This window comes from Wohlfahrtiimonas sp. XWW7 (genome assembly GCF_056716055.1).
The window spans coordinates 2,154,154-2,177,542 of sequence record NZ_CP168032.1; the positions used below are offsets into that span (position 1 = coordinate 2,154,154).

At 36.8% G+C, this 23,389-nt stretch carries 24 protein-coding genes; 8 read left to right on the plus strand and 16 right to left on the minus strand.

The window, feature by feature from the left end; genetic code table 11:
• Nucleotides 1-19 precede the first annotated feature (19 nt).
• On the minus strand, nucleotides 20-1,174 hold the full coding sequence (locus tag ACA100_RS10305) for a hypothetical protein (protein WP_481077622.1): 1,155 nt from the start codon (nucleotides 1,172-1,174) through the stop codon (nucleotides 20-22).
• A gap of 134 nt (nucleotides 1,175-1,308) precedes the next feature.
• Between ACA100_RS10305 and ACA100_RS10310 the strand changes: the two genes are divergently transcribed.
• The gene (locus ACA100_RS10310) at nucleotides 1,309-1,821 is read left to right on the plus strand and encodes a metallophosphoesterase family protein (protein ID WP_481077623.1); all 513 of its coding nucleotides are present in this window, start codon (nucleotides 1,309-1,311) and stop codon (nucleotides 1,819-1,821) included.
• On the opposite strand, the gene ACA100_RS10315 is transcribed toward ACA100_RS10310, so the two are convergent.
• From ACA100_RS10315 to ACA100_RS10325, 3 genes are all read right to left on the minus strand, one after another.
• Entirely contained in the window at nucleotides 1,801-2,484 is a 684-nt protein-coding gene (locus tag ACA100_RS10315) for a helix-turn-helix transcriptional regulator (RefSeq protein WP_481077624.1), read from the minus strand. The two genes, ACA100_RS10310 and ACA100_RS10315, sit on opposite strands and share 21 nt — an antisense overlap.
• A 60-nt stretch (nucleotides 2,485-2,544) precedes the next feature.
• A complete protein-coding gene (locus ACA100_RS10320) occupies nucleotides 2,545-2,925 on the minus strand; it encodes a VOC family protein (protein WP_481077625.1) in 381 nt (126 codons plus the stop codon).
• 101 nt (nucleotides 2,926-3,026) lie between these two features.
• Nucleotides 3,027-3,611, minus strand: a complete 585-nt coding sequence (locus ACA100_RS10325; protein ID WP_481077626.1) for a GNAT family N-acetyltransferase — start codon at nucleotides 3,609-3,611, stop codon at nucleotides 3,027-3,029.
• Nucleotides 3,612-3,699: 88 nt separating this feature from the next.
• On the opposite strand from ACA100_RS10325, the gene ACA100_RS10330 reads away from it, so the two are divergent.
• The 5 genes from ACA100_RS10330 (at nucleotide 3,700) to ACA100_RS10350 (ending at nucleotide 7,287) form a co-directional block, all read left to right on the plus strand.
• Complete coding sequence (locus tag ACA100_RS10330; RefSeq protein ID WP_481077627.1) at nucleotides 3,700-4,848, plus strand: hypothetical protein; 1,149 nt, start codon at nucleotides 3,700-3,702, stop codon at nucleotides 4,846-4,848.
• Nucleotides 4,849-4,878: 30 nt separating this feature from the next.
• Nucleotides 4,879-5,349 (plus strand): hypothetical protein, encoded by a 471-nt coding sequence (locus ACA100_RS10335; protein ID WP_481077628.1) that lies wholly within the window; start codon nucleotides 4,879-4,881, stop codon nucleotides 5,347-5,349.
• Nucleotides 5,349-5,783 (plus strand): hypothetical protein, encoded by a 435-nt coding sequence (locus ACA100_RS10340; protein ID WP_481077629.1) that lies wholly within the window; start codon nucleotides 5,349-5,351, stop codon nucleotides 5,781-5,783. Before ACA100_RS10335 ends, ACA100_RS10340 begins: the two co-directional genes overlap by 1 nt.
• A 39-nt stretch (nucleotides 5,784-5,822) precedes the next feature.
• Nucleotides 5,823-6,791 (plus strand): TPM domain-containing protein, encoded by a 969-nt coding sequence (locus tag ACA100_RS10345; protein WP_481077630.1) that lies wholly within the window; start codon nucleotides 5,823-5,825, stop codon nucleotides 6,789-6,791.
• A gap of 208 nt (nucleotides 6,792-6,999) precedes the next feature.
• Nucleotides 7,000-7,287 carry a hypothetical protein gene (locus ACA100_RS10350; protein ID WP_481077631.1) on the plus strand — a complete coding sequence of 96 codons (288 nt, stop codon included), beginning with the start codon at nucleotides 7,000-7,002 and terminating at the stop codon, nucleotides 7,285-7,287.
• Here the strand turns inward: ACA100_RS10350 and ACA100_RS10355 are convergent.
• The 12 genes from ACA100_RS10355 to yddG all read right to left on the minus strand — a co-directional run bounded on the left by ACA100_RS10355 (nucleotide 7,284) and on the right by yddG (nucleotide 20,047).
• A complete protein-coding gene (locus ACA100_RS10355; RefSeq protein ID WP_481077632.1) occupies nucleotides 7,284-8,165 on the minus strand; it encodes a LysR family transcriptional regulator in 882 nt (293 codons plus the stop codon). The genes ACA100_RS10350 and ACA100_RS10355 overlap by 4 nt on opposite strands.
• Before the next feature lie 63 nt (nucleotides 8,166-8,228).
• On the minus strand, nucleotides 8,229-10,445 hold the full coding sequence (locus tag ACA100_RS10360; protein ID WP_481077633.1) for a pilin: 2,217 nt from the start codon (nucleotides 10,443-10,445) through the stop codon (nucleotides 8,229-8,231).
• A 34-nt stretch (nucleotides 10,446-10,479) separates the two neighbouring features.
• A complete protein-coding gene (locus ACA100_RS10365) occupies nucleotides 10,480-11,076 on the minus strand; it encodes an IMPACT family protein (protein WP_481077634.1) in 597 nt (198 codons plus the stop codon).
• A gap of 3 nt (nucleotides 11,077-11,079) precedes the next feature.
• Nucleotides 11,080-12,162 carry a phospho-N-acetylmuramoyl-pentapeptide-transferase gene (gene mraY / locus ACA100_RS10370; protein WP_481077635.1) on the minus strand — a complete coding sequence of 361 codons (1,083 nt, stop codon included), beginning with the start codon at nucleotides 12,160-12,162 and terminating at the stop codon, nucleotides 11,080-11,082.
• A 13-nt stretch (nucleotides 12,163-12,175) separates the two neighbouring features.
• Nucleotides 12,176-13,513, minus strand: coding sequence for a UDP-N-acetylmuramoyl-tripeptide--D-alanyl-D-alanine ligase (locus ACA100_RS10375; RefSeq protein ID WP_481077636.1), 1,338 nt, complete (start codon nucleotides 13,511-13,513; stop codon nucleotides 12,176-12,178).
• A gap of 12 nt (nucleotides 13,514-13,525) precedes the next feature.
• Nucleotides 13,526-15,010, minus strand: coding sequence for a UDP-N-acetylmuramoyl-L-alanyl-D-glutamate--2,6-diaminopimelate ligase (locus tag ACA100_RS10380; RefSeq protein ID WP_481077637.1), 1,485 nt, complete (start codon nucleotides 15,008-15,010; stop codon nucleotides 13,526-13,528).
• A 21-nt stretch (nucleotides 15,011-15,031) separates the two neighbouring features.
• Nucleotides 15,032-16,756 carry a peptidoglycan D,D-transpeptidase FtsI family protein gene (locus ACA100_RS10385; protein ID WP_481077638.1) on the minus strand — a complete coding sequence of 575 codons (1,725 nt, stop codon included), beginning with the start codon at nucleotides 16,754-16,756 and terminating at the stop codon, nucleotides 15,032-15,034.
• Nucleotides 16,757-16,761: 5 nt separating this feature from the next.
• The gene (gene ftsL / locus ACA100_RS10390) at nucleotides 16,762-17,082 is read right to left on the minus strand and encodes a cell division protein FtsL (protein WP_481077639.1); all 321 of its coding nucleotides are present in this window, start codon (nucleotides 17,080-17,082) and stop codon (nucleotides 16,762-16,764) included.
• Nucleotides 17,079-18,005: a 16S rRNA (cytosine(1402)-N(4))-methyltransferase RsmH gene (rsmH, locus tag ACA100_RS10395; protein WP_481077640.1), complete on the minus strand. Its 927-nt coding sequence runs from the start codon at nucleotides 18,003-18,005 to the stop codon at nucleotides 17,079-17,081. Before rsmH ends, ftsL begins: the two co-directional genes overlap by 4 nt.
• Nucleotides 18,006-18,379: 374 nt before the next feature.
• A complete protein-coding gene (locus ACA100_RS10400) occupies nucleotides 18,380-18,766 on the minus strand; it encodes a DUF4377 domain-containing protein (RefSeq protein WP_481077641.1) in 387 nt (128 codons plus the stop codon).
• 29 nt (nucleotides 18,767-18,795) lie between these two features.
• Nucleotides 18,796-19,131, minus strand: coding sequence for a DUF1622 domain-containing protein (locus ACA100_RS10405; RefSeq protein WP_481077642.1), 336 nt, complete (start codon nucleotides 19,129-19,131; stop codon nucleotides 18,796-18,798).
• Between the two features lie 34 nt (nucleotides 19,132-19,165).
• Nucleotides 19,166-20,047 (minus strand): aromatic amino acid DMT transporter YddG, encoded by an 882-nt coding sequence (gene yddG, locus ACA100_RS10410; protein WP_481077643.1) that lies wholly within the window; start codon nucleotides 20,045-20,047, stop codon nucleotides 19,166-19,168.
• A gap of 92 nt (nucleotides 20,048-20,139) precedes the next feature.
• On the opposite strand from yddG, the gene ACA100_RS10415 reads away from it, so the two are divergent.
• Together ACA100_RS10415 and ACA100_RS10420 are read left to right on the plus strand one after the other, a co-directional pair.
• Nucleotides 20,140-20,778: a hypothetical protein gene (locus ACA100_RS10415; protein WP_481077644.1), complete on the plus strand. Its 639-nt coding sequence runs from the start codon at nucleotides 20,140-20,142 to the stop codon at nucleotides 20,776-20,778.
• A gap of 88 nt (nucleotides 20,779-20,866) precedes the next feature.
• A complete protein-coding gene (locus ACA100_RS10420; protein ID WP_481077645.1) occupies nucleotides 20,867-23,380 on the plus strand; it encodes a penicillin acylase family protein in 2,514 nt (837 codons plus the stop codon).
• Nucleotides 23,381-23,389 lie beyond the last annotated feature (9 nt).

Consider the following 23,389-nt stretch of genomic DNA (forward strand, 5'->3'; position numbering starts at 1 on the left):
TTCATTATAACGAAGTTTCTCAGCTTTCTGAAATTTGATACTTCACAAAAGTCACAGCATCATTTTCTAGTAATAGTTCGATTACTAAACCTTCCAAAGTGATTGTGCCTTGTGCTGAATCTTCATATTCTTCAAAAGCTTCCTCTGTATAACGATCACCAAATTGCACTTTCAATGCTTCACCATTCATGCCCATTTGGATATTGTGTGGCAAGTCACCTTGATACTCTGAACGAACTGCAATGAATTCCAAGAATAAACGCTCAGGATAACCTTCCAAAAACTTCACAGATAAACCGTGATCATCATTGTATAAAGCTGCTGGCACAAAGATATGATCATGCGATAAACCTGTTAAATTCTTTGCCAATGCTTCCACATCTTGAATACTCAATTCATTATGGATATTAGCCACTGTATTCACAACAAAATCGGCAAGCAATTCAGCTTTTTGATATTCCACTGGATTAGCTAAAAACTGAATTTGATGTTCTTCGATGAATGAATCTTGCAGAATTGGCGAATTGTGCTTCATCGCTTTTTCAAGCTCATAATAATTGAGCAATTGCGCCCACAAAAATGGTTCATCTGCTTCTTCTTGTTCATATAAAAATTCAGGGCGAATCGCTCCTAGGATTTCCACGCATGCTTCGTGATATTCTTCATCGCTGATCTGTTCATCATCAAAGCATTCATCATCCGTTAATGCCCAATGATGATTGTCAATCCAACCTGAATAATCATCCGAAATAAATGCATTGGCAAAACTTTCACCTTCCACAGTCAAAGAACCATGGTTATATTTACCAAAAAATAGGCCATTAACCTTTAAATCACCTGAAACATAAATTTCATTGCCACCTGCACGAATATGATCTGCTGTTAAATGACCATCCACAATCAATCCCATTGCCAAATCATCACTCGCTTCGATGATTCGGCCAACTTTCACATCACCAATGATGAAATAACCTAAAGACCATGTTGGTAATTCGCCTAAACGCAATATAGATAGTTCCACATCACCTTCGTGGAAGAAAATACTATTGTCCAAAAACTCAGTACTTTGTGATGCTAACCAGCAATTCTCAGGCAGGCGATCCAAGATATCCTTTACTTGTACAATAGAAAAATTAACGCCTTCGATTTTGATTGTTTCAGATTGACTCAACATATTGATTTGTCCAATGGTCATATAAATTAGAAATACACTGCTTCAATATAGTATTTTTTTATCTAATTTTATATAGTTGTCATAAAACTCCGCTACGATAGCGCACCTTAAAATTGAATAAAAGTACTAAAATTATGCCAAAAAATAACAAAATATTAATATTAAGCGATACACACGGACTTATTTTACCTTTAAAAGAGATCATGGAAAAACACAAAGATGTCTCTGCCATTTTCCATTGTGGAGATTCAGAACTCATGAACTTTGATCCCATTCTAAAAAATGTTCACGTTGTGCGTGGCAATTGTGATTATGATCGTTCTTTACCCAATGAGCTATTCATAAAAATTGGTCAGCATACAATTTATGTCACTCACGGACATATGTATGGTGTGAAATCATCTTTGGATAAGCTGAATGATCGTGCACAAGAAATGGGTGCTGAAATTGCATTGTATGGTCATTCTCATATTGCCAAAGCTGATTTAAAAGACAATATATTAATGGTCAATCCTGGAAGCTTGGCTTATCCACGCAGCCGCAAAGAGAAAACTTATGCCATCATCACATTGGATAAATCACAAAAGCATCAAGTGGATTTTTATCATCTTGGCACACATGAGCGATTAGATATCGCCTGTAACTAATTTTAAAAATGTCTGCAAACGTTGAGATTCTTCTAAAGTGAACTGTTCTTCCAAAACAGTTAGTCCTTGGATTTGATCAATTCTAAAATGGCGAAAATCCTCACGCAGTTTACACCAAGCAACGAGCGTCCATTTTGTACTCCAAAAGAAAATCCCCAAAGGATAAACTATGCGTTTCACAATTTCTGTATCGTTTAATCTCTGATAATCCATCTCCACAGGATGACGATTTTGGATCGCTAAGTTCAACGCAGTAATGCGATCACCCAACAGATCAGATTCATACAATGTGGGCGTATGAATTTGCATATCATCAATTTTATGCTTCAACGTTTTTGGGATCACATGATTGATTTTGGATAATGCATCTTCAGCTGATTTTGCAACATTGCCACCGAGCGCCATTGCCATTTTAATGCCAATCACCAAACTTGTGATCTCATCTGCATCGAACATCAATGGTGGCAGATCATACTCTTTTCGCAAAATATAACCAACGCCCGCTGCGCTATCAATCGGAACACCGCTACTGATCAAATCTTGAATATCACGATAGATCGTTCGTTCTGAAACTTCTAGTTTCTCACTCAACCACAAAGCGGTCGTTAATTGACGACTGCGTAAATATTGGATGATTTCAAATAATCGATCAGCACGGCGCATAATATTGGCTCAGTAAAATAATTTAATGCAAAGATTTTAATCTATTTATGCTGAATATATTTATTGGTTTTGAGACCAAATACCAATATGATTACCTTCGCTATCTTCAAAGCCTGCAATGAAGCCATTTTCACAAATTGGCGTGACTGGAAAAATCTCCTTACCGCCCAATTCGATCACTTTTTTCAACTGCGCTGTCACAGATTCACAATTTAAGTAGATCACAGAAGTGCTTGGCCCTGCTTTATGATCCTTATAACATGGGCTATTCACCAAAGCACCGCCAACATGACCTTCTTGATAAGGAAAAACAGCTAATTGCATTTCACCAATGGTTCTTTGGTTAAAAGTTACATCGAATGCTTTACTGTAAAAATCACATGCACGATCAAAGTCTTGTGTAACAATTTCAAACCAAGCGATTGGGCTATTGAATGACATAATACTCTCCTTAAAATTCATAAATATCACTTCTCATGAAGTTAAGAAAAGTATAACGAAGTGCTCCTGACACCATTATGTCAGGAGTGATTGTTAAATGATTATTTGGCCAATTTTGCTAATAAAGCAGCCTTAACAGAATCTTCCCATTCATGTTGTAGGATGCTTAAAACCATCGTATCTCTGAATCTACCATCGGACATCAAAGTATCTTGGCGTAAAATTCCTTCCTCTTTAGCACCAACACTTTTCATCGCCGCAACACTTAAAATATTCGTTGCATCAGCTTTAAAGCCAACGCGTAATATATTCATCAATTCAAAAGCATGCTGAAGCAACAAGAACTTACACTGTTTATTCAACCCTGTACCGCGAAATGCCTTGCCATACCAAGTAAAACCAATCTCTAAATTGCGATTGCGTTCATTAATATTGTAATAACGAGTGCTGCCCGCACATTGGCCTGATTTTTTATCGATCACCACAAAAGGATATTCTGTACCTTCTGCCTTTTTTGTTAAAGCATAATTCATATATTCACGAAGATTATCTTCACCTGCTGCACTTCTTGGTGAAAAATGCCAAGTATCTGGTTCATTCAATGAATAGGGTAATAATAATTCAAAATCATCTTCCGTTAATGGGCGCAATAAAACATGCTCGTTTTCTAAAATAAAATCCTTCATATTTCCTACTTCTATGGTTGGTTGAATTCTCTGTTTTAGATTAAAGAGGATTCTGCACAAAATCAATAAAAGACCAAATACAGATGACGTGATTAAAATATCAGGTATGATAGGCTCACTTAAAAATAAGTCACTGCTTTTAATAATAAACATGATGAAAACAACACAACAATATCCCAAAATATTGCTGATATTATTACTCATTTGCCTTGATGCTATTGGCTCGATTGTCTCAGCTGAATTGATAATTACAAAATCACCCGATGATTTTGGGTTTTTAGATATTCTCTTTGGTTATTTAATTGGCATGTCATTTTTGATGTGGTTGGCTTTGATCCATACAGCAATACGCCGTTATCCTTTTTATAGCATTCCCATTATTGCTATTTTAGTTTCGCTCTTCATTCAATATGGGAGCTTTGATCCCAATATTCCTAATGGCATTCAATTTGGAGAGCAAGGTTTACAAGATAGCTTACCCTATTGGGTGCAAATGCTTGCATTGCAATGGTTGCCTCACCTTCTATCCATCGCAATGCTATTCAGTGTATTTATTGTAGGGGCAATGACAATTATATTCGGCATCTTATTTACTTATTATTTCTTCAACAAAAAAGAGATTGATGCCGAACTCAAAGAAGATGAAAGTGCTCCAAAATATCGTGGTCGAAAGAACAAAAAAGGTAAGCATAAAAAATCTAAAAAATCACCCAAAATGAACAAACCTGATAACAGATTCATAGCATATATGAAAAAGCTCAAGCGTATGCAAGATGCACCAAACAACAACATTGAATTATTATATTCAGGCAGTGTTGCTGCTCTACTTCTTGCTATATTTTTCACATTTTTTTACTCAATCTTTTTAGCTTTTGCAGGGCTTTGGTCTTGGCAATACACAGTAATCATATTTACAGCTATTTTCCTTTATTATTTATTAACAGCTGGCACTAATCTGAAAACGAATAAATTTTTTAAAGTCTGTTTTCAAGCCTTACCTTCTTCAGCGGTTTTGTTTATAGGCTTGCTATTATTTGGCACTTCCAATCTATTAAACTTAAAAATCAGTGGAGCTTTTCTAATATTCCAAATAATCGGTTTATATACAGGCTTACTCAAAAATCCTATTAATATTAATTTAAGTGCTTCTAGCTCAAGTAGTTCTGGTGGATCTTCAAACAATCGCTCTGGCAATGGTGGAAAAAGTGGTGGCGGTGGTGCAAGTGGCGACTGGTAAACAATATTCAAATAAAAATAAGGAGAAATTATGCCTCTCAGTAGTAAATTAACAATAATATTATGCGTCGTATTATTTGGTGGTTTTGGTACACTTGCCACCATTATTGGACTATCGGTTGGTCATATTCCTATTATATTAATAGGACTGTTATCAGCCTCTATTGGACTCACGCCCGCCTACATTTACTTTAAGAAAAAAATCATTAAAAACAAAGTGCTGAAAAATGGCGTAATGATAGAAACAGACTTTTTGGATGTTATTCGTGCTCAATATCAAATTAACAGTTTCACACCATTAATCTTACGCTCGCAATGGTTCGATGAAAAAAATAATTTAATCTATCAATTTAATAGCTCACCATTATCCTTTGATCCTAGCCAATACTTAGAAACTGATCAAAAAATTCCTGTCTTCATTAACCCAGATAATCCTAAAGAATATTATATGAATCTCGAGATGATTCCCCGTATTCAAATGATGCTGAATCAAAGAGGTTAATGACAATGAAAGAAGCATTGGGTTATCTTTTAATGATCGTATTAATCACGATATTTTGGTCCGCATCTTATATGTTCTATACACGCGGCGATATCACAGGCACATATATTGCTTTTTCATTCGGTGCTTTTCTTGCCCTACTATTTATTTTCTGTATTCATTACTATATTAAAATTCGGCGTAGAAATGAGTTTGTGAGCCAAGATTTCGAAACAGTTATGACGCACTTTCATTATGTAGAAAAAATTGGGGATTTCTATATAGTCCACACGATTTGGATTGACTCTGAAGGCGATCAATATATGTTTAAAAGCGATATGATCAAATACAATCCTGAAATTGTGCTCAAAGATAAACTTGTGCCTGTAAAAATTAGTCTGCTTAATCGCAATTATTACACAATGGATTTATCCTCATTACCAAAACTTGCATAGATTATGACTCAAACAACCCATACAATTTGTGAGCAAACCATGACACATTATTTTCCTACCCAAAAATTGATGACTTGGCTCTTGATCATCCTAATCAATAGTATTTTAAGCGTGAGCATAGCACAGACAGCAATTCCGCCTTTAAATAATGGTGTAATGGATAGTGCCAATGTTTTAAAAGCTTCTGAGAAAGCCAAATTGGATGAAAAAATCATGCAATTTGAGCGAGAATCAGGCTCACAAATTGCCGTTTTAATCATTCCACAATTGAACAATGAAGACATTGTGGCTTATGGCATTCGTGTAATGGAAGAATGGAAATTAGGCAGAAAAGATATTGATGATGGCGTTTTGCTCATTATTTCTGTCAATGATCGCAAAATGCGCCTTGAAGTGGGTTATGGATTAGAAGGAGCGATTCCTGATATCACTGCCGCTAAAATTCTCAATGAATACCTTGCGCCCCATTTTAAAAATCAAAATTATTACCAAGGCATTAATCAAGCAACAGATGCCATCATTGCATTGATTCAAGTAGAACTTTTAGCTCAAAATTTCAAAGAGGAAGAAGAAGTAATTACAGAATATGTTCATACTAAAAGTAATTTTGGCTTCATCATTTTTATTACAATCGCCTTGATTTTATTGTATTACTTATATCGATTGAAGCCCAAAGCAACATTTCTACTTTCTATGAGCGCTGCAATACTAGCAGTATTCATCAGTCATGCTTATATCGGAGTATTGCCTGCATCCATTGTTATTGGTGTTTGTGTATTTATGTTCGTTTCATTGATCCATATGCTGATCCATCACCCTGAAAAAGTTTCCTTTAGTAGCACCAAAACTGATAACTCTAATCATCACGACAGATCACCACATATCTCGCGTTCAGAGACCACTAATACGAATAGCTCCCAATCCTATACTTCTTCTGCACCCAACTCTAATGATCGACATGGTCGAGGAGGAAAAAGCGGCGGCGGTGGTGCAACAGGTGGATGGTAAAAATAATTCAAATAAAAATAAAGAAATATTGCCATGGATCATACTAGGCATTTTCATGGCTTGCTTGTGTTATTTTGGGCTCAAAGCGATCGTTATATCAATATCAGAATTTCATATACCTACGTTTATCATAGGTTTCATCCTTTTGTCTGTAGGCTTAGCACCGCTATTGATCTATGCTAGAAGAAAATTGATAAAGCATAAAATTATGAAATTCAATGTCGTGATTGAAACAACTTTTTTAGATGTGATTGATGCTGAATACGATTTTATTGGTAATAAGCCTTGGGTCATTCGATCACAATATTGGGATGAACAAAATAATACCATTCATCAATTTACTAGCTTCCCTATATCCAATAACCCGAGTAAATATCTATCCAAAGATCTTAAAATCCCTGTATTCATTAATCCCGATAATCCTAAAAAATATTATATGGATCTTGCAACAATGCCCGAACTCAAACATATACTCGATAATAATGCAGATGATTAGCTACTATGTTTTGCCAAATCAATGAACTTTTGAATGTGTGCATTGTTTTGATCAGCCTGACGATAGCCGACATAAATCTGTTTGAAGATACCTGCTCCTAAACTCATAGCGCGAATTGGAAGTTTTTCACTATATTTTTCAATGAGCCATCTCGGCATCGCTGTCACACCGCGATTGGCTGCGACCATTTGTAGAATAATCTCCGTATCTTCTAATTGCTTATGTTGCCTTGGCATACATTGTGCAGGGATTAGAAATCGCTGGAAAATATCTAAACGTGCAGTTTCAACAGGATATGTTAGTAGCGTTTCATCCAATAATTCTCTCGGCACAACATAATCTTGTCCTGCTAAAGGATGATTGTCAGCCACAACCAAAACAAGCTCATACGCAAATACTGGTTGAAAGATAATTTGTGTCATCGTCCATGGATCGGGCGTAATGATCAGATCAATATCATAATTAAACAGCGCTGCCATTCCACCAAATTTAAAGCGCTGTTTGACATCCACATCCACACCTGGCGATGCTTGTAAAAAGGGATTCACAATGTTTAATAACCAGTGATAACAAGGATGACATTCCATACCAATATGCAATGTGCCTTTTTCATGATTAGCAAAGCGCCTAAGATTTTCATCCACTCTTTCTAATTGAGGCAATAAGCGATTGGCTTGATCTTGCAAATATTGACCCGCTTCTGTCAGGCGTAGTTTGCGACCTTCTTTGATCCAAAGCTCAGTATTCAATTGCCCTTCAAGCTTTTTAATCGTATGACTCAATGCAGATTGCGTCAAATTCAGAGCATCCGCCGCCGCAGTTAGTGAGCCTTGCCTATCAATCTCTCTCAATATATTTAAATGGATTCTCTCGATCATCTCAGCCTTTTAACCATCACAAACTCATAAAAAATCCTGCATATTATATGCAGGATCTTATCATCAATAGTCAGAAACAAAATTGACCGTCGCACGACAATTGGCAGGCAATGTTTTAAGTTTTAGATTTGTTTCATAACAATCCCAAGAAACACTACCTGATTCAGTCTTCTTGCCTTTTAAGGTCAAATAACCATCATATTGCACAGATAATCGATAAGTGATGTTAATCATACCATCGCCCATCACTTCAACACCTGCAACAACTGATGAATTAATTTGATCGGCTTCAGCAATACCTGCTTCTGCATTATTGGCTGGCCATTTTCCCGTCGTAATATAATATTCTGTGGATGCTAATTTTGCCGCGCTTGCTAACGCCATGCCTTCAGAAACATAACTTCTCTTTGTGTAATCTTGATAAGCAGGCAATGAGAAAGATGACATTAAGCCCAGCAAACCTAAGCTGCCTTGCCCTGTTAACAATGAATAACTATAAAATGGTGAAATATCATAATCCAATGACATCACAACCCATTCTTTATCTATGGCTGTATGCACACCAACGCGAGATGTTGGATTAAATTTCATCGATGAAGGTGATGGCAAGGTAAACGGATCAAACTTCAATCCTAGAATGTCATGATTATTACGCATAAATTTCACATAATCACGATACCAATTCTCTTCTGCACCTTTCACTGTGCCTGTGAAACTCATCACTAACCCTGATGAACGAATGCCTTGATCATCCAACCATTTATCAACGGAAACTTTCGCTTTATTACGCTCAGCCAACGAATATGGCAATGTATTGAAAACAATCCAGTTCTCTTCTTCATTCCAGTAAATATAGAAATTCACATCCAAAATGCGTATACCATAAACTGCGGAGACGAATTCTGCTAATGCAGGCTGAATCATCGCATATTCACGGCCTAAGTTTTCCATAGGATTCCCCGTCGATCTATTGCCAACTTTATTAATTTGCTGCGGAATTGGATTCACTAATTTTAACTCGTGCACACCTTTATGAACTGTATGCGTTGCATTGGCTTTGCTTGTTAAAGTCTGAATTAACTGTTGGAAGGCAGCTTTATCTTGGATACCCATTGCGATATTAGCACCAGTATCATCTTCATAAGCAATCACTTTTGGCCCAAAAATATCGAGAAGATTCAGCACATTGAAGGATAAATTTTCTTGTGATTGCTCTTCAAACTTGCGTATATCCGCATCAGTCACAGATTTGCTCTGTTTCACAAGTTCTATCACAGTCTGTTTTGATGGCAATGACAATGCTGCAAAATATTTAGGTTCACCAACTGTTTTAAAATCTAATGGTTTAGCGAAATCCTTCAATACTGTAACTTTTTGCGTATTCGTTTTTGTGATCAACTTCGCTTGACCTAAATCTTTTGCATTTGTGCCAATACCAAATGCTAAACCATCTGTATTTTGTACAAATTCTGCTAAAAATGGAGACTCTTTCTGGGCCAACATTGCAACCATATCGCGGCTGCCCATTACATCTGCCCAAACGAATAAATTTTGCCCTGTTAAATCAATCTGGTTTTCATAAGCATACATACGATGCTCTTTAGTGCCTTTCAAATCACCAATAGTTTTCAGCAATTGCGCTTCTGATTGTGCTTTTTGTGCAATAGAGATGAATAAACGCTTTTCTTTTTCATCCAAATACATTGAGGCTGTTGGTGCTAATGAATAATAACCATTTTGATTCTTCACACCAATGTTTTGCTTCATCACTTGCGCTAAAGCATCATCCAATTCTTTTGCAGATGCAAAATTGACAGGCACAACAATCAAAGCTTGAGTTGCTGGCGAGATCATCTTGTTCATATCCGTTGCCATGATTTCAATCGGGCCATCCACCGCTGTATAAATGAGCGATGTTAACTTCCCTAAATCCATTGGCATTTCGTCTAAAGGCATCGAAACATGCTGTTTCAATGCTTCATTCACCAAACTTGGATCTTGCAACACTTTCTTAATGTGCAACATCATGCGCTCATTCACATCATTCGTCATCACTTTGTCAGATGCTTTATTTTTGACATTGAATGCCATACCAAACTGCGTTGGAATGCGCACATAACCAACTGTATGATCTGTTAATTTATCGCGTAAAAATGAGGCTTTAGAAATCTTTTTATCGAGTTTTGGCACAACCACTTCCGATTTCTGTGCCATTGCAAATGTTAATGTAGAAAAAGAGAGCGTAGCGAGCGCCACAGAAACTTTCAAAGTTTTCATCATGATAATTTTACCCAGTTTATTGATATCAATTAATTTATTCTACTAACACCAAACGGTGATTGTTCTTTATTGCTTCCGTCAAATCTTTGATGCGATCAATGCCTAAAAATACTGTACAACGACATTGTTCAAGATATTCAGTCTCAACTTCTGTGATCCCGAAATCATATAATAATTTTTGTACATCATTTGTGACATCATAATCATACAAAAATGTCACTGATGCCATGATTTGTTTTTCTATAATCTCAGCAGATTCCAACGTTAATTTGGCTGACTTTTGGTAATTGGACACTAAACCGCCTGTGCCTAACTTCACACCACCAAAATAACGCACACTGGCCACTAAAATATTGGTGAGATTAAACGCTTCAATCTGCCCAAAAATCGGTCTACCTGCTGTGCCACCTGGTTCGCCATCATCACTAAAACGATAAAGTTCATAGCGTTTACCTAAACGATAAGCATAACAAACGTGATTAGCATTGGGATGCTCTGCCCATAATTGTGCCAGAATCTTTTTAATTTCCCCTTCGTCATAAACGGGAAAAGCAAACCCGAGAAATTTACTTTTTTGTTCAGTAAATTCTGAGTTTGCTTCCTTTTGAATCTCTTTATAAGTTTCTGCCATAAATTATCGAATTTTGAGAGATGCTAAACCAATCAAAACCAACACAACAGTTAAAATCCAAAAACGTACAATCACGCGTGGTTCAGGCCAACCTTTCAATTCAAAATGATGGTGAATTGGCGCCATTTTGAAGACACGCTTTTTGAACATTTTATACGAACCTACTTGAATCACGACAGACAATGTTTCCACCACAAACAAACCGCTCATGATAAAGAATACTAATTCTTGGCGAACCACAACAGCAATTGTACCCAATGCACCGCCCAAGGCTAATGCACCTACATCGCCCATAAACACTTGTGCAGGATAAGTGTTAAACCATAAGAATCCTAAACCTGCACCAAAAATTGCCGCACAAATGATCGCCATTTCACCCGCACCTTTGACATAAGGCACAGCCAAATAACGTGCAAACTCTAAATGCCCAGAAACATACGCAAAAATTGCTAATGCAGCTGCCACCAATATTGTTGGCATGATGGCTAAACCATCCAAACCATCAGTTAAGTTCACAGCATTACTTGCACCTACAATGACAAGATAAACAAAAGGTATGAATAAAACTCCGAGTGGAATGAACCAATCTTTAAAATATGGGATCAATAGATCTGTGCCTTTCGGGCCCGCTGTCACATATAAAACAATCGCAGCCAAAGCACCGCCAATGGTCAAATACAGATATTTCTCTTTTGCACGTAAGCCTAAAGATTGCTTTTTCACCACTTTACGATAATCATCCAAGAAGCCCACATAACCAAAGCCCCACAAAATGCCCATCACAACCCAGACATTGATATTACCTAAATCTGCCCATAATAAAACGGCAACAGAAATACTCGCAATGATCAAAACACCGCCCATTGTTGGCGTGCCTTTTTTAGACAAATGTGATTGAGGGCCATCTTCACGCACAAATTGGCCAATTTGTCGTCTCTGTAAACGACGAATGAATTTCGGTCCAAAGCAGAGCGCGAAGACTAATGCTGTCAATACAGCACAAATGCCTCGCATGGATAAATATTGGAATACACGCAGTGCACTCCAATGTTCTTCTGCTAAATAGCTTAGTAAAGCATATAACATGTTTATTAATCCTTTATTGTTTCATCATTGCTTCAGCAACAACAAACATTTTCATAGAGTTTGAACCTTTCACTAAAATCGCGACTGATTCATTTTGAATGGCTTTTAAATCTTGCTGCAAGGCTGCAATGATATCATCATGATGATCAAAATGACGACCACCTTCACCAAAAGCCTCTGCACTTTTTTGAGACAATTCACCCAAGGCAAAAAGCTGATCAAATCCTTTAGACTTAGCATAACGACCGCTTTCTTCATGCAACGCAACAGCCAAATCACCTAACTCACGCATATCACCTAACACGAGCCAAGTATGATCTGCAATATCTTCTAGCGCATCAATCCCTGCTTTCAAAGACGCAGGATTACCATTATAAGCATCATTGATTAAAATATGATTCGGTGACAATTGAATTTTTTCTAAGCGACCTTTCACACAATGTAAATTTTCTAAACCTTGTTTGATCTCTGGCAATGTTATACCAATTGCATATGTTGCAGCTGCCGCAGCACAAGCATTTAAAATATTGTGGACACCCACTAACGCTAAATCCACATGAACAGATTCACCATTAATGACCAATTCAAATGATTGTTTTTGAATATTTTTTGCCATGACATCCGCAGAATTTTTAATACCAAATGTCATCACTTTATGCTCAGTATTGATGCTTTGCCAATAATTGGCATATTCATCATCAGCATTAATCACTGCAATACCATCGTTGCCTAATCCCTCAAAGATTTCACCTTTAGCCTTCGCAACGCCTTCGACATCACCAAAACCTTCTAAATGACAAGGTCCTGCATTATTGACGATCGCAACATTGGGCTGAACAATTTGAGTGAGATAACGAATTTCTTCAAAATGGTTAGCCCCCATTTCTATGACTGCATATTCGTGCTGATCCGTTAATTTCAATACCGTCAACGGGCAACCTACATGATTATTATAATTGCCTTCCGTCGCTAATGTTTGCCCTTTTTCTCGTAGAATAGAAGCAATCATCTCTTTTAATGTAGTTTTACCATTGGAACCTGTTAAAGCAATCGCTGTGCCTTTCCACTGTTTTTTCCACTCTTTTGCCAAAATCCCCAAGGCTTTTTGACTATCTTTTACGATGATTTGGCTAATATTTACAGATGGCGTATAACGCTCCACAATGGCACCAATGGCACCTTTTGCTTCTATGCTGTCCAAAAAGTTATGAGCATCATGCTTATCGCCTTTCCATGCAAAGAAGAGTTGCCCAGCTTGAAGCGAACGAGTATCTGTCGATGCACCATAAAAGATCGCATCTTCACCTCTTAATTCACCATGTAAAATTTTTGCTGCATCTGATAATTTCATAAATTACTTTGATTATCCTTTATGAATGAATGCTGATACAACCTCAGCATCTGAAAAATGGTGTTTAGTTTTACCAATGATTTGATAATCTTCATGGCCTTTCCCAGCAATCAGTACAATATCGCCTGCTTGGGCCTTTGCCAATGTATTCAAGATGGCATCTTGACGATCCAAAATGCGCTCGATATTTTGATCAGGTTGCTTAAAGCCTGTAAAAATTTCATCAGCAATGAAATTTTCATCCTCTGTTCTTGGATTATCATTCGTAACAATCACAAAATCAGAGCACTCTTCAGCAATTTCCGCCATTAATGGTCGTTTACCACGATCACGATCACCACCACAACCAAAAATACAGTATAGATCACCATTGGGAATATGTTTCTTCAAAGCATTCAAAGCTTGAAGTAAAGCATTCGGTTTATGTGCATAATCAATCACAGCAACCGCGCCATTTGGCAATTGTAATGCTTCCATGCGACCTTTAACGAGCGTGATTTCTGGCAAAATTCTGCTGATTTTATCCATTGGCAATCCCATAGCCAATAAATTCCCCACCATTGCCACTAAATTATACGCATTGAAATGCCCAAATAATGGACTTTCAATTTCATAAGATGAACCATGATACATCAAGGTAAAACGCAAACCTTGTGCATGCAGATCAATCTCACTGATTTTTAAATAGTTCACGTGATTACATTCAACTTCACCGAATGGAAATAAAGGTCGATCATTTTTATCCAATAAATAACCAAATAAATCTTGACCGACAGGATCAGAAATATTCACAACTGATGCTTTCGATTCATATTCTTTAAATAAACGCTCTTTTGCTTCGCGATAAGCTTCAACTGTATTGTGATAATCCAAATGATCACGTGCTAAATTTAAAAATGTCGATACTTCAAAAGACAAGCCATTCACACGTTTTTGATCCAATGCATGAGACGTGACTTCTAACATAACATCAATCTCATTATGCTCAGGGTATGCTTTAACAATTTGATCGATTGAGCGATACAATGCCAAGAAATCTGGCGTTGTGTGTGTATTTTCTTTTAAATCATGCAGTGGGCCAATGCCGTTAGTACCAATCATGCCCACATAGCGACCAAATTTTTGCAATGCTTGTGCTGTGAACATCGCTACAGAAGTTTTGCCTTCTGTGCCAGTGATACCAATCAAAGTTGCTGATTTCAAAGATGCGTGATAAAAAGCTTTCGCGCTTTCATGCATTAAATCTAATGCATGGGATATTTTAAAAGTAGGAATATCTGAAGGAATATCGTTGTAATCACCCTCATAAAAAATAGCAGCAACACCTGTATCTCTCAATCTCTCTACATAATCCAAACCATGATTTTGCTCACCTTGTAATGCAAAAAAAAGATCACCTTTCTCCGCATAGCGACTGTCTGAAGATAAGCCTTGTATCATAATATCTTGAAAACTTTGTGGTAAATCTAAGTTTGAAAATAACTGAGAGAGTTTCATAATATTCCTCTATCTAAATAACTAATTGGAGATCAATTGCAACTTCGGCAACTCTGTCAATCCATCAGGTTTAATGTTCAAAATACGCAATGTATCACCCATGATGGCAGAAAAAACAGGGCCAGCAACTGCACCACCATAATATTGACCTTTAGAAGGCTCATCAATCATCACCACAACGACATAGCGCGGATTAGAAACAGGACCAAAGCCCGCATAAAAAGATCTGTGTTTCGATCGACTATAACGACCATTTTCAACTTTACGCGCAGTCCCTGACTTACCTGCAACGCGATAATTTGCAACTTTTGCTTTCGTATTCGGATTATCCGTAATCACTCGCTCTAATAAATGTACCATTGTTTGATTCACATTTTTAGAGAAAATACGTTGAGACTGTTCATCTGTCGGCTTTGGAGAGTTTTTAATAATTTTTAATGGCTGCAAAACACCATCATTAGCAAAGACTGCAAACATCTGTGTCAATTGTGCAGTATTAACACTGATGCCATAACCGAAGGATTTAGTCGCATGCTCAAAAGCATTGCGTTCCCAAGGTTTAACACTGCCTAAATAGCCCGATTGTTCACCAGCAATCCCAAGTGAAGATCGTTTACCCATGCCAAGATTTTTATACAAATTCCATAAAACATCTGGAGGTAATGACAATGCAATTCTAGACACACCAATATTGCTTGATTTCACTAAAACAGTCACAATGTTCATGCTTTTAGACTTAGAAACATCCTTAATCGAGTTCCCATTAACACGAAACTCATAACCAGTTTCTACAATGCTATCAGGCGTCCATTGACGAGACTCCAAACCTAAAGCCACAACAAATGGTTTAATTGTAGAGCCTGGCTCGTAAGTATCCGAAATGGCACGATTTTTCATCAACTCTGGAATACGATGTTGCAAATTATTTGGATTGCCCGATGGCTGGCTCACTAAAGCTAAGATCTCTCCCGTCCAAGCATCTGCAACCATAACAGCACCACTTTTTGCACCATGCTCAATGATGGCACTTTTGAGCGTTTGATAAGCTGCCAATTGAATCCTTCGATCAATCGTCAATTCAAGATCATGCCCAGGAGATGCAGGCTCAATGACTCTTAATTGATCAACAACACGATTTTTTGTATCACGGATGACTTGCTTGCGACCCGCTTTACCTTTTAAATGCTCATTAAAAGTTAATTCAATCCCTTCAATACCAACATCTTCAGAGTTTGTGAACCCTAATAATTGCGCTGTCATTTCCGCATCAGGATAAAAACGCTTATATTCTGTTTCTATATATATACCTGGCAAATTCAATTTTGCTAAATCATTCGTTTCATGAGGCGGCATTTGACGTTTTAGCCACACAAATCTAGATTGCTCACGCTTTCTTAACAGCTCATTTAAGTGAGATTCTTCCATACTTAAAGACTTAGCAAGCGCAGGAAAATATTCGGCATAATCCAAAAGTACATAAGGATCCGCCCAAACAGAATAAACCTCTGTTGAAACCGCTAAAGATTCCTCATTACGATCCATAATAATGCCACGAACCGCAGGCATTTCTACAGTACGAATGACACGATTATTGCCTTGAGTTTGTAAAAATTTCTGTTCAACAATCTGCAAACCAAATGCACTGATCAAAAGTAACAAGCCCAAAACGTAAAAAATACTCAACACAATCACGCGTCGAGTATTTTTTACAGATGACTGTATATTCTCAGGTTTAGTTTTATCCATAACAATTACTGAACATAACGCTCTTTATCATTATTAGTGCTAACCAAAGCAGAGTTACCTTGTTCTACTACATAGACAATGCTTTCCTGTGTTGGTAAAACCATGCCCATACGTTCACGGATATTATGATCTAGCAAGACAGATGTGATCAGCATACTCTCTTCTAATTTCAATTTATTCCATTCAGCATTCAAATCATTTTGATGACTCAATGCTTTTTCATACTGGTTCCATAAATGACGTTGATCTTGAGTTGTTTTAATTTTAAACATCCCAACACCTGTAGCAATCATTCCCAATGTTATAATCATTATTGTTGTTTTCACGGTAATTTCTCCGCAATTCTCATTATTGCACTTCTTGCTCTTGGGTTATTGAGCGATTCATCATCACTAGCCTTTACAGGCTTGCCAATTAATTTTAATGTTGGTGCTTCCACAAACTGAGCAACGGGTAAATCTGGCATTAAGTCTTTAGGTTTTGCATAGTTATTCATAAAGTTTTTCACTATTCGGTCTTCTAAAGAGTGAAAACTAATCACAACTAAACGTCCGCCTGGTTTCAGAATTGAATAAGCTGCTTCTAGTGTTTTAGATAACTCGGTCAATTCTTCATTTACTGCAATTCTAATTGCCTGAAATACACGTGTTGCTGGATGTTTATGCTTATCTTTATATGGCACAGCTTCTGTCACAATTTCTGCCAATTGGTGGGTGGTAGTAATTGGAGTAATCGCCCTGCTTTTTATAATATGATTTGCAATTTTTCCTGCAAAACGCTCTTCACCAAATTCACGAAATACACTCGCCATAGTTTCAAAGCTGCTTTCCGCAATCCAATCTGCCGCACTCACACCTGCTTCAGGATTCATTCGCATATCAAGCGGACCATCTTTCATAAAGCTAAAGCCGCGCTCTGCATCGTCTAACTGTGGAGAGGAAACGCCGATATCAAGCAACACACCATCCACTAGTTCTACATTTGCTGTTGCAATTGCATCCTTAATTTCACTCATGCAACCTGCATAAAATGTGAAATTTGTTTGACCTTTGAATCTTTCTTCTGCACACTGCTTGGCCGTTGGATCTCTATCGATACTGATCAAGCGTCCAGACTCTAATCTTTTTAAGATCTCGGATGAATGACCACCACGACCAAATGTTCCATCAACATAAACACCTGTTGATTGAATATTCAGCGCATCAATTGCCTCATTTAAAAGGACTGAAATGTGTTGGAAATTCGACATATTTATAAGAAAAATCCAAATTTAGTATTCATGCTGTACTTTTTACCACTTTCCCCCACTTTTTTCCACTTTTATTTAAAAAGTTGTTAACTTTTATCATTTTTAAACCCTGAAAAATAAAATAACTCTATGATTTTTTAAAACCATAGAGCTCAAAATTCATACAACACACTGATATACAAACATATTTTTAAAACATGTATCTACAGTGGAAAATTTCCCCACAAATTCCCATTTCCATTCGATCATCCAATTTTTTCTTCACATAGTTATGCACAAAAAATGTGGACAAAAAGTACGGACAACAAAAAAGGAGCACTTAACATGCTCCCTTGTTTTATACAGCGCTATTGGATCAATAATCTATTCATCAATTATTTTGGATTTTCAACTGGCACCACTTTTTTCACAACAGGCAAACTTGGCATTACCGCTACTGTTTCCACTAATTCATAACGAATACTTGGTGCATCAGCTGGCGGATTGTCAATATTCGTCTTTTTAACTTTTAATAAAGTGGTTTCACCTTCCGTAAATTCAAAGCCTTGAATATTTGCATAAAAATTCTCCCATTCAGGTTGATCAAAATTATTTTTGACCTGCAAGCATTCCATCGGCCCAACGCCCATACATTCTGCTTTTTGCCCTTTAACAAGCAAAAATGCTTCATCATCACCCAAAATGCTAATGGGTTGAGCATTACTGACGCTCATTGTTAAACTTAAGCTTAAAATTACACCTATCATTGCTGATTTCATCATCATTCTTTCCTTGATTAAGGTTTATATAGCTACTCTTTTTCTGCTGCTTCAATTTCTTTGCCTAAAAAATATGAAATAGTCGTACGAATCACAACGATACCAGCCAAAACTAAAATATCATCCAGCGTTGGATTCATAATCGTTTCAATAATATCCGAAGCAATCAATACTTCTAAACTCAATAATATATAGGAACCAAGATAAATCTTAATTTTATTATTTTTATGTGCGATCTCGAATCGATTGCCGCCTTTGCCTTCATTCATAATAAAGCCAAAAAGCGCTTTAGTTACGCCCACCAATAAAATTAAAATCGAAAAAATATTGAGCACTAAAACAATATAATGAGTGATTTCTGTCAGCATTTTATATCCTTTTTAAATTCATGTATTTGAATCGTTATCGTTGTTTGGTCGCAAAAAAGCAACAGAGAGAACCAATACAGATCATAACAACACCTTGCCAAAAACCTAAAGATAATGTTGCATTGAGTACAATTGCACCAAAAAATGCTGAAAAGATTGGAATAAAATATGAAGCTGTTGCTAGCACCATAACATTGCCATGTAAAATTCCCACATTCCAAGCTGCATAACCAAAACCTAAAGCAGAAGCTGCCAATAACAGGGAAATCATTGATTTTATCGTAAAGTTAAACTCATTTGTGCCCACCAATAAATATTGAATCCATAATGTCACAGCCACCAATATAAAAAATAATGTGATGCCATTTTTACCTTTAGCGTATTTTGCCGTCACCACACAATATGCAGCCCAAATAATTGCACCCACAAATGCTAAAATATAGCTGATGGGATTTTCTTGAATATTGGCAATCATTAAACGAATATTTAAACCACTTTCATCCCCCAAAACCCATGTAATGCCGACCATAGAAATGATAAACCCTGGAATCACTAGCCAAGTGGTTTTCTGCTGATTAAATAAAATGCTCGCGATGATTGTTAATGTCGGCCATAGATAATTGATCATCCCAACTTCAATCGCTTGCCTGCCGTTACTCGCATAGCCAATCGATAATGCCAAACAGATTTCATACGAGACAAATAAAACCGCACCAACACAGAGATATTTTTTAGGAAAGTGGCGAATTGTGGGAAATCCAACAGAAAACAGCAAAAATACAGAAGCAACCGTGTACATTAAAGCAGCACCGCCAACTGTGCCGAAGTTTTCACTCACTACCCGAATCAACGCAACAATAAAACTCCACAATACAATGGCAATTAATCCTATGAATGTTGCTTTGGTTTTGGTCATGGTTCAGCTCAGTATAGAATTCATTAAATATTCTTGATTAAGATATTGACAAGAATTAACATATAAATAATCTTTTATATAATTCGAATGAAATGAAAAATTTAAACATAAACACTTTTTCCATAACTCAGGTTATTACGTATATTTTTGTTTTTCTAATAACCCTACTATATGTCTTTTTATACAGCTCTGAATATGTTTTTTACCATGCACTGAACATTTCAACAAGGATAGAAAGCTCTAATGTCATTGATCTATTTGCTTCCAATATGCCTATCATAACAAGTCTTATTAAACCGATTGCTGTTTTCTTCGCAATCATTTTTAGTATAAGCATAATATTCACATGGCTAATTCCTAAGATTCAATCAAACCATATCATTCAAAAAATCGTTAAATACACGCTATCAGACTCTCCAAAATTCTCTAAGATTTCTATAATACTATACCTTATAACAATACAATTATTTTTATTAGTCATTTCTTACCAAGCAGGTGCTGAACATGGAAGAAAAAATGCGAATCAAACATATACTAAAGTTGTTAACAATGAAAATATGCACACCATTATGCATGAAGGTAAAGAAATTGATGTTTATACCGTAAACTGCAATATGACTATTTGTGTAGCTCTTACAAAAATAAGCCAAAATCAAATACAATCAATTATATACGATATAAAATCATATCAAAGAAATATCGATATTATTTGGGCTCAAGAAGAAAAATAATTAACTTTTATATCAATAAAAACTCATAGCCTAAATGTTAAAAATACTTTATTCTATTATTTAACATCGTTCAAAAGAGCATATTGATATGCAATTACAACAAATACTCAAAATCAGCCTATTCACTGGCATATTTTTTATCTCAGGTTGCCATACTTTCATTAATCAATATTATGCTGATACTTTGCCGAAAACATCTGGGCAAATTGTATTGGATGGATTAAAAGCACCTGTAATTGTTCGCTACAGCAATTCAGGCATTCCATTCATTCAAAGTGAAAACACTGAAGATGCTTATCAAATTTGGGGCTATGTGCATGCTGCTGATCGTATTAATCAAATGGAATTAATGCGCTTAACCGCTGAAGGTCGATTATCCGAATATTTGGGCGAAAGCGCTGCTAGCATTGATAGCTTTATGCGTAAAATGCAATTCAGACAAACAGCCAATCAACTCTGGCAAAACATTAGCCCTGATAATCGCCGCTATTTAAAAGCTTATGCTCGCGGTGTGAATACATGGCTTGCAACACATCAAGACAAATTGCCGATGGATTTATCAGCAACTGATTATACCGTACCCATTTGGCAAGCAGATGATGCATTATTAATCCTATCATTGGCCAACTTTGGCTTAGCGGGTAACTTGCATGAAGAGATTGATAGCTTAATCATCGCGCAATCACTGAATGTAGAATTATTACCTTGGCTATTCCCTGTTTATCCCGATGAACCCATTCCACACAAAGAAGCTCAAAAATTAGCTGGCTTAAATTTACAGCCATTAGCAGATGAAACCAATCAACTGAAAACCCTCACTCAATCTTTAAAGAATATTCATTTGAATGATCTCATGGCATCCAACAATTGGGCTGTGACAGCGGATTTAACACAAAACAATGGCACATTGTTAGCCAATGATACGCATTTGCCAATCGGATTACCTTCATTATGGAGCATCATACAGATAGAATCACCTGATTTAACCATCGCGGGCGCATCCATTCCTGGAATTCCTGCCATTGTTGTGGGTGGAACACCAGATCTTGCTTGGGGCTACACAATGGTGATGGCAGATAATCAAGATCTATTTTTAGAACAAACTCGCACAACAAAAAATGGTTTAGAATACCTTTATCAAGGCAAATGGCAACGAGCCAAAGCAACTGAAACAGTTTTCAAAGTTAAAGGGCAAGCTGATATCACTGAAACTTTATATGAAACTCGCCATGGTATTTTGCTCAATGAATCCCTCAAAAATCGTAGCTATTTATTGCAACCTTTAGCCGTAGAATCCCGCTATGGCATTGCGTTAAGCCATTATTCCCCCAATCGTAATGACAATAGCATTAATGCATTAATGGACCTGCCTAAACAGAAATCTGTTGCTCAAGCTATCAAACTTGCACGACAAATCAAAGTCATTTCCGTCAACATGTTATTTGCAACCCCAAAAGAAATAGGCTGGCAATTAACAGGCAGTTATCCAATTCGGAAAAAAGGTACTGGATTGTTCCCTTCACCAGGATGGAATGGTGAATATGATTGGGTGGGATTTGTATCCACCAAAGATTATCCTTCTGCACTAAAAACCAATCAAAGCTGGCTAGCGACAGCCAATAATCGTATTGTCAACAAAGATTACCCTGCTAATTTTTCACAAACTTGGGCGAATCCCGAACGTATTGAACGCATTACAGAATTGCTCAATAGCAATCAACGCCACGATTTTAATTTCATGCAACAAATACAATACGATCAATATGATCCTATGGTTCAGAAATTACAATACTATTTATCCAGCACAGAACTCTCCCAAGCCATTAAACAACTACCTAAACCCATACAGCAACAAGCATCATTAGCACAACAACGCTTATTAGCATTCAATGGTGATTTAAAAGCCAACAGTGCAGGCGCCGCCTTATACAATCTATTTTTAGCATCATTCAGCCAACAATTATTTTCAGATGCTTTTGAAAACTCGCCACATGCTTGGGCTGCATTTGTGGAAAGCTCTAAATCCTATTCAGCACAAGCTGATCATTTACTGTGGCAAGATGATCAAAAAACTAATGCCAGTCCATTTTGGCAAAAGCATGATCCAATGCTCAGCGGCAAAGCCAATGTTGTGGCGCATGCTTTAGCCAAAGCACAACAAACAGGCGAACAACATTTCGGTCAAAATTATAACAAATGGCAATGGGGAAAAATCCATCAGTATCAATGGAATAGCCTATTTTCTCAAGTGGCAGAATATCTTCCACCTGAACAGAAGAAAAAAGTCGATGATTTAAGCAGTTATTTCAATCGCGGCCCTTATCCTGCTGGCGGCAATATCAATACCATTAACATTGCAAGTTATAGTATGGGCAAAGATTTTGATACATTATTGATCCCATCTTTGCGTTTAATCGTAGATTTTAGCCAACAAGATCCCGTTTGGATCATGAATAATGCTGGGCAATCTGCTAATCCCGCCAGCCCACATTATGCAGACAATATTCACAATTGGTTACATGGCCAATATGAAAACTTGCCCTTTAGTAGAGAAAAACAAGCCAAAATATATCGTGCGCCCATGCAGTTCATCCCTAAATAATGATAAAAC

Bases quoted from the DNA above. Each gene is read 5' to 3' on its own strand.
- ACA100_RS10305 (WP_481077622.1), bottom strand. From the start codon at position 1,174: ATGTTGAGTCAATCTGAAACAATCAAAATCGAAGGCGTTAATTTTTCT.
- ACA100_RS10310 (WP_481077623.1), top strand. From the start codon at position 1,309: ATGCCAAAAAATAACAAAATATTAATATTAAGCGATACACACGGACTT.
- ACA100_RS10315 (WP_481077624.1), bottom strand. From the start codon at position 2,484: ATGCGCCGTGCTGATCGATTATTTGAAATCATCCAATATTTACGCAGT.
- ACA100_RS10320 (WP_481077625.1), bottom strand. From the start codon at position 2,925: ATGTCATTCAATAGCCCAATCGCTTGGTTTGAAATTGTTACACAAGAC.
- ACA100_RS10325 (WP_481077626.1), bottom strand. From the start codon at position 3,611: ATGAAGGATTTTATTTTAGAAAACGAGCATGTTTTATTGCGCCCATTA.
- ACA100_RS10335 (WP_481077628.1), top strand. From the start codon at position 4,879: ATGCCTCTCAGTAGTAAATTAACAATAATATTATGCGTCGTATTATTT.
- ACA100_RS10340 (WP_481077629.1), top strand. From the start codon at position 5,349: ATGACAATGAAAGAAGCATTGGGTTATCTTTTAATGATCGTATTAATC.
- ACA100_RS10345 (WP_481077630.1), top strand. From the start codon at position 5,823: ATGACACATTATTTTCCTACCCAAAAATTGATGACTTGGCTCTTGATC.
- ACA100_RS10350 (WP_481077631.1), top strand. From the start codon at position 7,000: ATGAAATTCAATGTCGTGATTGAAACAACTTTTTTAGATGTGATTGAT.
- ACA100_RS10355 (WP_481077632.1), bottom strand. From the start codon at position 8,165: ATGATCGAGAGAATCCATTTAAATATATTGAGAGAGATTGATAGGCAA.
- ACA100_RS10360 (WP_481077633.1), bottom strand. From the start codon at position 10,445: ATGATGAAAACTTTGAAAGTTTCTGTGGCGCTCGCTACGCTCTCTTTT.
- ACA100_RS10365 (WP_481077634.1), bottom strand. From the start codon at position 11,076: ATGGCAGAAACTTATAAAGAGATTCAAAAGGAAGCAAACTCAGAATTT.
- mraY (WP_481077635.1), bottom strand. From the start codon at position 12,162: ATGTTATATGCTTTACTAAGCTATTTAGCAGAAGAACATTGGAGTGCA.
- ACA100_RS10375 (WP_481077636.1), bottom strand. From the start codon at position 13,513: ATGAAATTATCAGATGCAGCAAAAATTTTACATGGTGAATTAAGAGGT.
- ACA100_RS10380 (WP_481077637.1), bottom strand. From the start codon at position 15,010: ATGAAACTCTCTCAGTTATTTTCAAACTTAGATTTACCACAAAGTTTT.
- ACA100_RS10385 (WP_481077638.1), bottom strand. From the start codon at position 16,756: ATGGATAAAACTAAACCTGAGAATATACAGTCATCTGTAAAAAATACT.
- rsmH (WP_481077640.1), bottom strand. From the start codon at position 18,005: ATGTCGAATTTCCAACACATTTCAGTCCTTTTAAATGAGGCAATTGAT.
- ACA100_RS10400 (WP_481077641.1), bottom strand. From the start codon at position 18,766: ATGATGAAATCAGCAATGATAGGTGTAATTTTAAGCTTAAGTTTAACA.
- ACA100_RS10405 (WP_481077642.1), bottom strand. From the start codon at position 19,131: ATGCTGACAGAAATCACTCATTATATTGTTTTAGTGCTCAATATTTTT.
- yddG (WP_481077643.1), bottom strand. From the start codon at position 20,047: ATGACCAAAACCAAAGCAACATTCATAGGATTAATTGCCATTGTATTG.
- ACA100_RS10415 (WP_481077644.1), top strand. From the start codon at position 20,140: ATGAAAAATTTAAACATAAACACTTTTTCCATAACTCAGGTTATTACG.
- ACA100_RS10420 (WP_481077645.1), top strand. From the start codon at position 20,867: ATGCAATTACAACAAATACTCAAAATCAGCCTATTCACTGGCATATTT.